The following is a 12564-nucleotide window of genomic DNA, read 5'->3' as shown; positions in this document are numbered from 1 at the left end:
CTGCTCACTGGATCCCCGCCTTCGCGGGGATGACGGCAGGATGAAGCAGCGCGGGGTTGCATGCCGGGCTTATGCACTGGCGGCCCCCAGCAGGATGCGCCCGGAAGAACAGGCCGCCTCGCCGTTGCGGAAGGAGAAGTACAGCTTGCCGCGCTCGGCGTCGAAACGCAGGGTCAGCTGCAGGCGGTCGCCGGGGCGTACCAGTTGCTGGAACTTCAGCACTTCCATGCCGCAGAAGCGTGGCGGCAGCTCGACGATAAGCTGGCGGGCCAGCTGTTGGGCCCAATCGACCTGTACCACGCCGGGCAGCACCGGGGTCCGCGGGAAGTGGCCGGTGAAGTGCGCCAGGTCAGGCAACACGTCCAGTTCCACGTGCCACTCGTCGCCCGCTCGCTCGGTCTTGTGCGGTTCGATCAGGGTGGGCCGTGGTGCAGCGACCAGCTCGTCGATCCTGGCTTGGGCCAACTTGCCCTGGCTGTTGTAGGGCAGCTCCAAAAGCAGGCGCCAGCGCCGTGGCAGGGCGATGGTCTCGCAGTGGCCAACCAGATGCTGGCGCAGGGCGGCGACAAGCATTTTTCGACCTTGGTTGCGCAGAGCTTGCAGGCCCGTCGGGCTCAGCGCCAGCAGGGCGCCGAGGAAGGCGCGGCCTTCCTGGATCACGCCGAGGCGGGCGTCGGCCACCCACTCATGGGTGATCAGTACCCGCTCCAGCATGGGCAGGGAAATGCGCTTCTCTTCCAGCTTGACGATGCGATCCAGCCGCCCGCGCAACGCGAAGCGGCCGTCGGCCTGCAGCTCGGCGGCGTCCGCGCTCTGCTCGATGTATCCGTTCGGCAGGTAGGGCGAGGCGATGCGCAGGGCACCTTCGTCGTTCAGGCTCAGCTCCACGCCGGGGAAGGGCTGCCACAGCTCGCCGCCCTGACGCCAGGCGATGCCGCCGGTCTCGGAGCTGCCGTAGATTTCGGTGGGACGCTGGCCCAGCTGCTCGCCCAGCTCGGCGGACACGTCCGCCGGCAGCGCGCCGCCGGAGGAGAACACCCGGCGAACTGCGCCCAAGGCGTTCCAGTCGAGGTTGTCTCCCATACGTTTCAACAAGGCGGGGCTCGCGACCCAGGCGAACCCAGGGGCGCCGGAAGCTGCTGCGGGCTGCGCACATGCTGCTGCGTTGAGAGGTGGCTCGGCCTGCTCATTTACCGCTTGTAAACTCCGCGGCCTAGCCGCCTCTCGCCTTGCATCCTCTTCGCTCGCGACGCTTCCAGCGCCCCTGGTGATTGCCAGGCTCTCGCGCTGCAGGTCCTCGGGGAAGGGCAGTGCGCGGCGCCAGAACGGGCGGCCGGCGCACAGTGGCCAGAGCACGCGGAACAGCAGGCCGTAGATGTGCTGGGCGGCGACGCTGCCGAGGATGGTCGCGCCGACCAGGTCGGCGCCCCACAGCCGCTCCAGGGCCTCGACCTCGTTGGCCAACTGGCGCAGGGACTTGTCGATCAGCTTGGGCTCGCCACTGGAGCCGGAGGTGCACAGGATCAGGCGGCAGGCGTCGAGTTCGAGGCCTGCGGGCGACAGGGCTTCGCCCTCAAGGCCTTCGGTGGTATCAAGCCAGAGGTCGGCCTGTTCCGCCAGACGCTGGCGGCTCTGCGCCTGGGCATCGGCCGGCAGCAGCACCGTGACGCCGGCACGCCAGGCGCCGAGCAGGGCGATGGCCAGCTCACCGGCATCCTCCAGATACAGTGCCACGCGGCGCACGCCGCGCGCCTGTAGCGCGCCGGCCAGGCACAAGGCGCGTTGGTGCAACTGGGCATGGTCGAGCGCCGGCTCCAGCGCTACGGCGCGGCCGGTTTTGGGTTGCAGCAGCAGCTCGGCGAGCGGCAGCCAGGTCATCCGTTTCTCCTTACTTGCTGGCGCACCAGCCATTCTCCAGCGAACAGCAAACCCATCAGGGCATAGGCGATCAACCCGGTGTAGAGCGTCCACCAGGCCAGTGGTGCCCACAAAGTCAGGGCCACCACCACCAGAGCGTTGACCAGGAAGAAGCCCGCCCAGATCCCGGTCACCCTGCGCGTGTAGCGCACCGCGTGCGCCGGCAGCTCGGGTTCGCGCAGGCGCGCCAGGCGCTCGACCAGCGGCGGGCCGTAGATCAGGCTGAGGCCGAACAGTGCCAGCAACATCAGGTTCAGTAGCACCGGGTACCAGCGCAGCAGCGCCGGTTCGCCGGCCACACCGAGCAGGGCGCAGAAGGCCAGCGCGGCGCCGGCCATCCAGCGGCTACCCGGCCTGCTCTGCTGGCTCAGCGCCCGGGCGAGCCAAAGGCCGCCGAGCAGGGCGGCGAACAGGCGCGGCGACAGATGCTCCATCCCGTAATACACGGCGAACGGATAGAGCAGGCCGGCCAGCACCAGCAGCAGGCCGAGCAGGCGTCCCATGGGTCAGCTGGCAGCCGCTTCGGCGCCGATCAGCTGGTACACGGCCTCGACCACGTCGCCGACGGTGCGCACGGCCTTGAATTCCTCGGCGGCGATCTTCTTGCCGGTCTGGCGCTTGATGTGGTCGATCAGGTCGACGGCGTCGATGCTGTCGATCTCCAGGTCTTCGTACAGGTTGGCCTCGAGGGTGACGCGCTCGGCGTCCAGCTCGAACAGCTCCACCAGGGCGTCACGCAGGGTGGCGAAAATCTCATCACGGCTTTGCATCGCGAACGTCCTCAGGCTGCCTGTTTCGAGGCGACGAAAGCCGCCAGGCTGGCCACGTTGGCGAAGTGTTGGCGGGTGTCCTTGGCCTCGGCGTCGATCTTGATGCCGAAGCGCTTCTGGAGGGCCAGGCCCAGTTCCAGGGCGTCCACCGAATCCAGGCCCAGGCCTTCACCGAACAGGGTCAGGTCGGCGGCGATGTCCTCGGCGGCCATATCTTCCAGGCCGAGGGCGTCGATGATCAGGTTCTTGATCTCAAGCTGCAGATCGCTCATCTGTTGCGAGCTCCTTCATGAAGTGTTGATGCAGGTGGTCATTGAGCTTGCGCGAGGCAATCGGCAGCGGGGCCTGCTCGGTGAATTGCCGCGGATCGATATCCTCTCCGACCCGCAGGCGAAAATGGACACGACGCGACGGAATGCTGTACCAGGGTTCGGCCTTGGTCAGTGTGGACGGCGTCACACTGATCGCTACTGGGGTGACGACGCGCGCGCCGCGCACCGCGATGGCCGCGGCGCCGCGGTGGAATTCGGGCGGCTGCCCCGGGGTGGTGCGCGTGCCCTCGGGGAACACGATCAGGGTCTGGCCCTGCTGCAGCGCGCGGGCGGCTTCGTCGAGCATGTCCATGCTGCCGCTGTTGCTGATGTACTCCGCAGAGCGGATCGGGCCGCGCATGCAGGGATTGTCCCACAGACTCTGCTTGACCACGCAGTTGGCGTCGCGGATGAAGGCGATCAGCAGCACCACGTCGATCAGCGAGGGGTGATTGGCGATCACCATCTGCCCCGGGCGGCCCAGGCGCTCGGCACCCTTGACCTCGTAGGTCAGCACACCGCTGCGGAACATGAACTGAACGAACCAGTAGAAGACGCGGCTGACCACGGCCCGGGCGCGGGTACGGTGGGCCAGGGCGTCGCCCGGCAGCAGCGCCAGCAGCGGAAATACCACCAGGCGCAACAGCACACCGCCGACTCCGAACAGGGTGAAGCTCAGTGCGGTGGCGATCAGACGCCACCAGTAGGGCGCGCTGTACGGGCTCAGGCCCTGATGCGTGACCAGTTCCATTGCCGGCGCTTCCAGTGGTGTTGCAGGGAGTCCGAGCCGTTCGTCAGCGCGCGGACCAGTTCGAGGGCGTGGGGCCAGGCGGATCGCGGGCCGTTGCCCTCGGTCAGGTCCAGTCGCCACTCTTCGCCCGCCTGCAGCAGCAGGGCCACGGCATAGGGGAAGGGCACGTCGTCAATGTAGGGGACATACAGCTCGGGTGGATTTTCCTCGGCGACGATCAGCAGCACGCCCGGGGCGCCTTCGCCGAGCAGCGTCGTGGCCTCCAGCAGGGCCTGCTCAAGGCCGTCGCCGCCGGCGGCCAGGGCGGTCATTTCACTGGTGTCGCCACGCATGATCGACCACAGGCCGATGATGGCGTTGTGCACCGACAGGCTAAACTGGGTCGGCGATAGAGGGGCATCGCGGGCGAGGTCTTCGAGGATCGCAAAGGTGCGTGGAGTCTCCCCGTGACATGACGCGAACACCAGTGGCATGGGGCCGTTGGCCTCGGCCAGCGGCCAGGCGACGTGGAAGGCCATCCGCGCCAGGCGGCTCAGGCGCCGGCGCTGCAGGGCCGGAAGGAAGCCGACATCGGGCTGTTCGCCGCCGTCCTGCGGGGCGAAGGGGGCCTGTTGCCAGGCGTGCCAGTCGGCTGCGCTGTCCAGGCCGGGAGCCCAGGCGCGCCATTGTTCGATCCTGAAATTCGTCACGCTGAGAGCTCTATCTCGGCCCTGCCGAGGGCATCCTTGTGTATTGCGATCTGCCCGCGGGAAAGGTGGCCGGGAAAATGGCGAGGTGGGCCGCATTATCCAGACGGTGCGCGGGCCGTGCAAATCTTGACAGGGCCGTCCTGACCGGAGGTCGGCCGCCGCCGGTGCTTATTCCTCGCCCTTGCGACGGGGTTTGCATAGAATCCCCAACCATCTGCGATCAGGGAGGTGTGACATGCGGCGCGTGGTGTTCAATCAGAAGGGCGGCGTGGGCAAGTCCAGCATTGCCTGCAACCTGGCGGCGGTCAGCGCGGCCGAGGGCTACCGGACCCTGCTCATCGACCTGGATGCCCAGGCCAACTCCACCCACTACCTCACCGGCCTGACCGGCGACGACATCCCCATGGGGATCGCCGACTTCTTCAAGCAGACCCTCTCGGCCACCTCCTTCAAGAAGGGCAAGGTAGACATCTACGAGACGCCCTTCGACAACCTGCACGTGATCACCGCCACGGCCGAGCTGGCCGAGCTGCAGCCGAAGCTGGAGCAGAAGCACAAGATCAACAAGCTGCGCAAACTGCTCGAAGACCTGGCCGAGGATTACGACCGGATCTACCTGGACACCCCGCCGGCGCTGAACTTCTATACGGTTTCCGCGCTGATCGCCGCCGATCGCGTGTTGATTCCCTTCGATTGCGACAGTTTCTCGCGCAATGCGCTGTACGGCCTGCTGCAGGAAATCGAGGAGCTGAAGGACGATCACAACGAGGATCTGGAAGTGGAGGGCATCGTGGTCAACCAGTTCCAGCCGCGCGCGACCCTGCCGCAGCAGCTGCTCGACGAACTGATCGCGGAAGGGCTGCCGGTGCTGCCGGTGAACCTGATGAGCTCGGTGAAGATGCGCGAATCCCACCAGGCCTGCACTCCGCTGATCCATCTGGACCGCAGCCACAAGCTGACCCAGCAGTTCGTCGAGCTGCACAATCTGCTGGAAAGCTGATTTCCTGTGATGTGCCCTGTGTATTACTGATGGTGCGGAGAGGGCTGCCATAGGGTGCGCCGTGCGCACCAGCAAGCCCGTACAGGGGGCCGGTGCGCACAGCGCACCCTACATGAGCAAAAGGCGCCTTCGGGCGCCTTTTTCGTGGGGCGGGTGCAACCCGCGTGGTGTGGTGCGGGTTTCACCCGCCCTACCGGACCACGAAGATGTCACAGGGCGCCTTGTGCAGGTAATGCTGCGCCAGGCTGCCGAGCAGCGCCTGGGACAGGGCGCTGCGCCCGTGGCTGCCCAGTACCAGCAACTGCGGCTGGTGGGTGGTGATGTGCTCCTGCAGGGTGCGCAGGATGCCGCCGGTGCGCACTTCGTGGCTGAGCCTGGGCGCCTCGGGCGGCAGGCGCAGCGATTCGTCGTGGATCAGTTGGTCGATCAGCGCGCGCTGGGTCAGCAGCTCGGCTTCCTGGGCATTGCCCTTCTGCGGCTCGAACACGTGCAGGGCATGCACGTTCGCCTCGCCGGGCAACAGCAGGCAGGCCTGGTGCAGGGCGGTGCAGGCACACAGGGAGAAGTCGATGGCCGCCACGGCGCTGCGGTAGGGCTCGGCCTCGTCGCGGGCGGCGAGCAGCAGCGGCACCGGGCAGCGCCGGGCGATGCGGTCCAGGGTGGTGCCGGAGAAGAACTCGTGGCGCTGGTGGTGGGCGCCCAGCACCAGCAGGTCGGCGCCGGTCTGCTGCACCTGCTCCAGCACGCCGTCGGCGGGCTTGCCCTGGCACAGGCGCAGCTGGCTGCCGGGCGGCGCGTATTCGGTGAGGTTGCGGTCCAGGGTCTGCTCGATGCGCTCGCGCTCGGCCTGATCGAGCTTGGGGTCGAACACGTGCAGCAGCGTGAGTCTGGCGTTGTGCTGGCGGGCCAACTGGCTGGCCCGCCGCAGTGCGAGGTCGGCAGTACTGCGCAAATCATGGGCAATCAGAATGTGGCCTGTCATTTCGTCCCCTCTATGGCGCGATTGTGGCGCCGCGCTGTGAACCTCTGAGGGTTCTTACTGTGGTCTCCTTTGATAGACCCGCTTTTGATTCAGGGCAAGTTCCGTGTGTCAGTGTTTGCGCAATTGATACAGAGCGCTCGTTTCTGCCACCACTTCGCCAGCCGTATCGAGCAGTTGCAATTCGAGGCGGTAGTCGGCCTTGCCGGCGCGCTCGGCCTCGGACTGGATGCGTTCGATCTCCGCCCCATCGAGGCGCGCCTCGACCGAGATGTCGCTGGTCGCCGGGCGGCGGAAGCGCAGGTTCATTTCCTTGATCAGCGGATAGAAGTGCTGCACGTCGAAGCTGGTGAGGAACAGCGCGCCGCCGGGAATCTCGGCCAGGGTGAACAGGGCGCCGGCGTAGAGCGTACCGATGTGGTTCTGGTTGCCGGCCAGCGGCATGCGCAGCCGGACGAAACCCGGCTGCAGCTCCTCGGCCTTGAGGCCGCTGCGTCTGACGAAATCGATCTTCTCTTCGGTGAATGCGCGGGCCATCTCGGCGGGTAGCGGCATGGCGGGGCTCCTCGTGTGGATGTCCCGAGATTAGCCGCTGCCTGCCGTGGAGCAATGACCGCGGCGCTCGCCACGGCTGACCGATCCGCTCAGGCGATGCCCTGGCCGCGCAGCCAGCCGAGCAGCTGCGGCAGGGGCAGGGCGCCGGACTGGCGGCCGACCTCCACGCCACCGCGGAACAGGATCAAACTGGGAATGGAGCGGATGCCGAGCTGGCCGGCCAGTTGCGGGTTGGCCTCGCTGTCCAGCTTGCCCAGGCGGCAGCGACCGCGCAGCTGGGAGGCGGCCTGGGCGAAGGTCGGCGCGAAGGCCTTGCACGGCCCGCACCAGTCGGCCCAGACGTCCACCAGCAGCGGCAGGTCGCCCTTGAGTTGGGCGGCGAAGCTGGCCTGGGACAGTTCGAACGGGGTGCCGGGCAACACCTCGCTCTTGCAGCGGCCGCAGCGCGGCGTGTCGCCCAGGCGCTCGGCCGGGATGCGGTTGAGGCCGGCGCAGCCCGGGCAGGGAATCAGCAGGGGATCGCTCATGATCGGCTCCAGTGAGGAATCCTGTCCTATCTGGAGCCGATCCCGGCGCTTTGCAAGGGCCGATCAGCCGCGCGCGGCCTCCAGCGCCTGCTCCAGGTCGGCGCGGATGTCGTCGAAGTGCTCGATGCCGATCGACAGGCGCACCATGTCACGCGGCACGCCGGCCTTCTCCAGTTCCTCGTCGTTGAGCTGGCGATGGGTGGTGGAGGCCGGGTGGCAGGCCAGCGACTTGGCGTCGCCGATGTTGACCAGGCGCACCACCAGCTTGAGCGCGTCGATGAAGCGCGCGCCGGCTTCCTGCCCGCCCTGGATGCCGAAGGACAGGATCGACGCCGGCCTGCCGTCCATGTAGCGCTGCGCCAGCGGGTATTCCGGATGGTCCTCCAGGCCGGCGTATTTCACCCAGGCCACCTGCGGGTGCTGGCGCAGGTACTGGGCGACCTTGAGGGCGTTCTCGCAGTGCCGCTCCATGCGCAGGGCCAGGGTTTCCAGCCCCTGCAGGATGAGGAAGGCGTTGAACGGCGACAGCGCCGCGCCGGTGTTGCGCAGCGGCACCACGCGGCAGCGGCCGATGAAGGCGGCGGGGCCGAAGGCCTCGGTGTAGGTCACGCCGTGGTAGGACGGGTCCGGCGTGTTGAGCAGCGGGAAGCGCGCCTTGTTCTCCGCCCAGGGGAATTTGCCGGAGTCGACCACGATGCCGCCGATGCTGGTGCCGTGACCGCCGATGTACTTGGTCAGCGAGTGCACGACGATGTCGGCACCGTGCTCGAAGGGGCGGCAGAGGATCGGCGTGGCCACCGTGTTGTCGACGATCAGCGGCACGCCGTGGCGGTGCGCGGCGTCGGCCAGGGCCTGCAGGTCGACGATGTTGCCGGCCGGGTTGCCGATGGACTCGCAGAACACCGCCTTGGTCCTGTCGTCGATCAGCGCCTCCAGCGCGGCGATGTCGTCGTGGGCGGCGAAGCGGGTCTGGATGCCGAAGCGCGGCAGGGTGTGGGCCAGCAGGTTGTAGGTGCCGCCGTACAGCTTGGCCACCGAGACGATGTTGTCGCCGGCCTCGGCGACGGTCTGGATGGCGTAGGTGATGGCCGCCATGCCCGAGGCCACGGCCAGCGCGCCGACGCCGCCCTCGAGCGCGGCGATGCGCTGCTCCAGCACGTCGTTGGTGGGGTTCATGATGCGTGTGTAGATGTTGCCGGCGACCTTCAGGTCGAACAGGTCGGCACCGTGCTGGGTGTCGTCGAAGGCGTAGGAGCTGGTCTGGTAGATCGGCACCGCCACCGCCTTGGTGGTCGGGTCCGGGCTGTAGCCGGCGTGGATGGCGAGTGTTTCCGGTTTCATGCAAGGCGTTCCTTCAGGATGGGAAGGCACGCAGCATGTGGAAAACGCTGAGGCCCGGTCAATGCGCTGAGTCAATGAAGCGGGCCCGGGGGCTAGAACGTTTTGGTCGATGCTTAGATCAACGCAGTGCCATATAGATGTTGAAGGCGCTGATCAGGGTGATCAGGCAGCCGACGATGGTCATCAGGGTGCGCGCCGGCAGCTTCTTGCACAGGTAGGCGGCCAGCGGCGCGGCGAACAGCCCGCCGAAGACCAGGCCGGCCACCATCAGCCAGGTGTTCAGCTCGCCGGCCAGCAGGATGAAGGAGGCCGCGCTGGACAGGGTGAGGAAGAACTCGGCGAAGTTCACCGAGCCGATGGTGGTGCGCGGGTCGCTGCCGGAGCCGAGCAGACTGCTGGTGACCACCGGCCCCCAGCCGCCGCCGCCCGCCGCGTCGACGAAACCGCCGAACAGGGCGAGCTTGGCCACGTGCTTGGGCGCCTTGCGCTGGGTGGCCACGTGGCGATAGGCCTTGTGCAGGATGTACAAGCCCATCAGCAGCAGGTAGGCGGAAATGAAGGGCTTCATAACATCGCCGTCGAACTGGGTGATCAGCACGGCGCCGAGTACGGCACCGATGATCCCCGGCAGCAGCAGGCGCAGGAACAGCGACTTGTTGACGTTGCCCAGCTTGGCGTGGGAAATGCCGGACAGGCCGGTGGTGAAGACCTCGGCGATGTGCACGCTGGCGCTGGCGGCGGCCGGGGAGGCGCCGGCGCTGAGCAGGAAGGTGGTGGCGGTGATGCCGTAGGCCATGCCCAGGGCGCCGTCGACCACCTGGGCGAGGAAACCGACCGCCACCGCGCTCCAGAAGGTCGGGCTGCTCAGTGCGCTCTCGATGATCTCCAGGCCGCTGTGCCCGCCGTTGTCGCCGAAGAACAGGCGCCAGGCCAGGAAGCCGAGCAGGCTCACCAGGATCAGCACGGCCGCCCACATGGCGGCGCGCAGCACCGGATGGTCGTCGGGGTGGCTGACGTAGTCTTCGACGGGAGGCAGGCCGAGCGCTTCATGCTCCGCATTGAGCGGGCTCTGGCTGAGGTCGAGGTCGCGAATTTTCATGCAGCGGCTGCCTGACAGTTGGTGGTAGAACAGGCTGGAATAAGCAGGCAGCGAAGATAATGGGCTGTATTTAGATAGTCTAAGAATGTTTCTGTAGGTTTATATTCTTTTAAGTTCTGAGTCGCCGCGACTCTTCCCAGGATGCCCCATGACTTCCAGTGATCGCCCCGGCAATGCCACCCTGGTGCTTCTGGCCTCCCTCTATTGCGCCCAGGGCCTGCCTTCGGGGCTGGTAGCCCATTCCCTGCCGGTGCTTTTGCGCCAGAACGGGGTCGACCTTGCCCTCATCGGCCTGTTGAAGCTGCTGGCCCTGCCCTGGCTGCTCAAGGCGCTCTGGGCGCCTTGGGTCGACCGCGTCGGTTCGCGCCGGCTGGGCCATCGCCGAGGCTGGATCCTGCCGATGCAGGCCGTGGTCATCTCCTGTCTGCTCGGGCTGGCGCTGATCGAGCCGCAGGCGCTGTTCGGCACGGCATTCTGGCTGCTGGTGGGCACGCTGCTGGTCATCAACCTAGCCGCCGCCACCCAGGATATCGCCACCGACGGCCTAGCCGTGCGCTTGCTGCCGGAGCGCTGGCGCGGCCTGGGCAACAGCCTGCAGGTGGGCGGCTACAAGGTGGGCATGCTCGCCAGCGGCAGCGGCCTGTTGCTGGTGGTCGGCCCGCTGGGCTGGAACCTGTCGGTCGGCCTGCTGGCCGCGGCGCTGATCCTGCTGACCCTGCCGATCTGGCTGTTCCCCGAGAAACGGTTGCTACCGCAGCACGTCGAGCAGGCCGAGCCTGCCGGCCCCGGCTTGCTGTGGCGTCACTACAAGGGCCTGCTGGCGCAGCCGGGCATGCTGGCCTGGCTGGCGGTGGTGCTGACCTTCAAGCTCGGCGACGCCCTCGGCTCGCCGATGATCAAACCGATGCTGGTGGACCAGGGCTGGTCCACCGCCGACCTCGGCCAGCTGACCCTGATTAGCAGCGTCGCGGGCATCGGCGGCGCGCTGCTCGGTGGCCTGCTCTACGCTCGCCTCGGCGCGCTGCGCTCGTTGCTGACCTTCGGCGCGCTGCAGGCCCTGGGCATCGCGGCCATGGCGCTGGTGGTGGGAAGGGGCGGCGAGACCGCGCTGGTCTACGCGGTGTCGCTGTTCGAGCAGGTCGCCGACGGCATGTCCACCGTGGCCCTGTTCGCCGTGATGATGCGCATGTGCCGCCCCGAGCACGAAGGGGCCGATTTCACCCTGCAGGCCAGCGCCCAGCTGCTGCTCGCGGGCCTGGTGGGCGGCTGCAGCGGCCTGCTGGCCAAGGCCGTTGGCTTCGAGGCGCTGTTCGTCGGCGCCGGTGCGCTGGGCGCGGCCGTGCTCGTGGTCGTGGTGTGGTGTTTCGCCCGCCAGGCGCGGGAACGGCTCGCCTAGCCGACAGGATCATCGGCCTGTCTTCGGGTAGCCGCCCGCTTGCTAGAGGCCTCGGACAGGTCGCCCTTGTTGCCAGCGGCGGCGTGCCGCAGAATCCGCAGCGATTTCGGCCGCCTGGGAGGATTTCCTGGTAGTCGACTGGTGCTTGCGCCGTAGCGGTTGGCCTGGAAGTGGATGGGAAAGGCCGTATCGTGCGACTTGCCCTTTTTGCGTTGTCCAAGCGTGCGCAGAGTGGGTGATATGACTATTCGGGGTTGTCTTTGTGAGTCGAACTGATGTTTTGCAGGAGGCCTGTTCCGCCAAGGCCGAGGCATGCGTTTCGATCCTGATGGCAACCTATAATGGTGCCGATTTCATCCGAGAACAGCTGGACTCCATCCTGCGGCAATCCCATCGGAACTGGGTACTGCACGTATCCGACGACGGCTCGACCGATGCCACGCTGGACATCGTCCGCGAGTACGCGGGGCGCCTGCCGGATGGGCAGATTCTGCTGTACGAGGGGCCGCGCAACGGGTTCGCCCAGAATTTCCTGTCCCTGCTCCGCCGACCCGAGGCCAAGGCGGATTTCTACGCCTTCTGCGACCAGGACGACATCTGGCTCGAGGATCGGCTGGCCCGAGCGTTAAGCCAGATGGCGGCGGGCATGGGAGTGCTGTACTGCTCCCGGACCTGCCTGGTGAACGAGGTCGGCAAAGTGATCGGTTTCTCGCCCCTGTTCCTGAACCGGCCGGATTTCCGCAATGCGCTGGTCCAGAGCGTGGCGGGCGCCAACACGATGGTGTTCAGCAACGCCGTGCGCGATCTGCTGGCACGGGTGCCCCAAGGGGCCGACGTCATTTCCCACGACTGGCTGGCCTACATCCTGACCAGCGGCAGCGGTGGCACGGTCATTTACGATCAGCAACCCTCCCTCTACTACCGCCAGCATGGATTCAACCTGATGGGCGCCAACGCCACCCTGCGCGGTCGGTTGGAGCGGCTGTTCAGGATGCTGCGCGGCGAGTTCCGCACGTGGAATTCCAGCAACCTGTGCATCCTGGCGGACTTCGTGGACGATCTTACCGCCCAGAATCGCCGGGTCCTGGAGCTGTTCTCCCGCGCCCGCGACGCCGGCTTCTTCAGCCGCGTGATCTTTCTGAGGCGTTCTGGCGTGCGCCGCCAGACCCGCCTGGACAATGTGGCGCTGCTGATCGCCACGATCCTGGGAAGGATCTGACGCCGCTCGG

At 67.1% G+C, this 12564-nt stretch carries 14 protein-coding genes; 3 read left to right on the top strand and 11 right to left on the bottom strand.

The window, feature by feature from the left end; translation table 11 throughout:
• Window positions 1-69: 69 nt before the first annotated feature.
• Genes N7640_RS06115 through N7640_RS06090 form a run of 6 tightly spaced genes read right to left on the bottom strand, consistent with a single transcriptional unit; the run spans window position 70 to window position 4438 of the window.
• A complete protein-coding gene (locus tag N7640_RS06115; RefSeq protein ID WP_279901845.1) occupies window positions 70-1878 on the bottom strand; it encodes an acyl-CoA synthetase family protein in 1809 nt (602 codons plus the stop codon).
• Window positions 1875-2420, bottom strand: a complete 546-nt coding sequence (locus N7640_RS06110; RefSeq protein WP_220814703.1) for a hypothetical protein — start codon at window positions 2418-2420, stop codon at window positions 1875-1877. The genes N7640_RS06115 and N7640_RS06110 overlap by 4 nt, the downstream gene beginning before the upstream one ends.
• Before the next feature lie 3 nt (window positions 2421-2423).
• The gene (locus N7640_RS06105; RefSeq protein ID WP_220814702.1) at window positions 2424-2687 is read right to left on the bottom strand and encodes an acyl carrier protein; all 264 of its coding nucleotides are present in this window, start codon (window positions 2685-2687) and stop codon (window positions 2424-2426) included.
• Window positions 2688-2698: 11 nt separating this feature from the next.
• Complete coding sequence (locus N7640_RS06100; protein WP_220814701.1) at window positions 2699-2959, bottom strand: phosphopantetheine-binding protein; 261 nt, start codon at window positions 2957-2959, stop codon at window positions 2699-2701.
• On the bottom strand, window positions 2940-3749 hold the full coding sequence (locus tag N7640_RS06095; RefSeq protein WP_279901849.1) for a 1-acyl-sn-glycerol-3-phosphate acyltransferase: 810 nt from the start codon (window positions 3747-3749) through the stop codon (window positions 2940-2942). Before N7640_RS06095 ends, N7640_RS06100 begins: the two co-directional genes overlap by 20 nt.
• Entirely contained in the window at window positions 3722-4438 is a 717-nt protein-coding gene (locus tag N7640_RS06090; protein ID WP_220814699.1) for a beta-ketoacyl synthase chain length factor, read from the bottom strand. The genes N7640_RS06095 and N7640_RS06090 overlap by 28 nt, the downstream gene beginning before the upstream one ends.
• Before the next feature lie 235 nt (window positions 4439-4673).
• On the opposite strand from N7640_RS06090, the gene N7640_RS06085 reads away from it, so the two are divergent.
• Window positions 4674-5438 carry a ParA family protein gene (locus N7640_RS06085; protein ID WP_220814698.1) on the top strand — a complete coding sequence of 255 codons (765 nt, stop codon included), beginning with the start codon at window positions 4674-4676 and terminating at the stop codon, window positions 5436-5438.
• Window positions 5439-5628: 190 nt separating this feature from the next.
• Here the strand turns inward: N7640_RS06085 and N7640_RS06080 are convergent, their stop codons facing one another.
• The 5 genes from N7640_RS06080 to N7640_RS06060 all read right to left on the bottom strand — a co-directional run bounded on the left by N7640_RS06080 (window position 5629) and on the right by N7640_RS06060 (window position 9939).
• Complete coding sequence (locus N7640_RS06080; protein ID WP_220814697.1) at window positions 5629-6420, bottom strand: universal stress protein; 792 nt, start codon at window positions 6418-6420, stop codon at window positions 5629-5631.
• Window positions 6421-6528: 108 nt separating this feature from the next.
• Window positions 6529-6972 (bottom strand): YiiD C-terminal domain-containing protein, encoded by a 444-nt coding sequence (locus N7640_RS06075; RefSeq protein WP_279901855.1) that lies wholly within the window; start codon window positions 6970-6972, stop codon window positions 6529-6531.
• A gap of 89 nt (window positions 6973-7061) precedes the next feature.
• On the bottom strand, window positions 7062-7499 hold the full coding sequence (trxC, locus tag N7640_RS06070; protein ID WP_279901857.1) for a thioredoxin TrxC: 438 nt from the start codon (window positions 7497-7499) through the stop codon (window positions 7062-7064).
• A 63-nt stretch (window positions 7500-7562) separates the two neighbouring features.
• Window positions 7563-8840, bottom strand: coding sequence for a bifunctional O-acetylhomoserine aminocarboxypropyltransferase/cysteine synthase (locus N7640_RS06065; RefSeq protein ID WP_279901859.1), 1278 nt, complete (start codon window positions 8838-8840; stop codon window positions 7563-7565).
• A 118-nt stretch (window positions 8841-8958) separates the two neighbouring features.
• Window positions 8959-9939 (bottom strand): sulfite exporter TauE/SafE family protein, encoded by a 981-nt coding sequence (locus N7640_RS06060; RefSeq protein WP_279901861.1) that lies wholly within the window; start codon window positions 9937-9939, stop codon window positions 8959-8961.
• Window positions 9940-10087: 148 nt separating this feature from the next.
• Here N7640_RS06060 and N7640_RS06055 point away from each other — a divergent pair, with 148 nt between their 5' ends.
• Together N7640_RS06055 and N7640_RS06050 are read left to right on the top strand one after the other, a co-directional pair.
• Window positions 10088-11335, top strand: a complete 1248-nt coding sequence (locus tag N7640_RS06055) for an MFS transporter (protein ID WP_279901863.1) — start codon at window positions 10088-10090, stop codon at window positions 11333-11335.
• A gap of 262 nt (window positions 11336-11597) precedes the next feature.
• On the top strand, window positions 11598-12554 hold the full coding sequence (locus N7640_RS06050) for a glycosyltransferase family 2 protein (protein ID WP_279901865.1): 957 nt from the start codon (window positions 11598-11600) through the stop codon (window positions 12552-12554).
• Window positions 12555-12564: the final 10 nt, after the last annotated feature.

The sequence above is a fragment of the Pseudomonas sp. GD04015 genome, from assembly GCF_029837675.1.
Taxonomy (GTDB): domain Bacteria; phylum Pseudomonadota; class Gammaproteobacteria; order Pseudomonadales; family Pseudomonadaceae; genus Aquipseudomonas; species Aquipseudomonas paralcaligenes.
The sequence above is the reverse complement of the archived record's forward strand: the minus strand, read 5'-3'. Positions and strand labels throughout refer to the sequence as shown.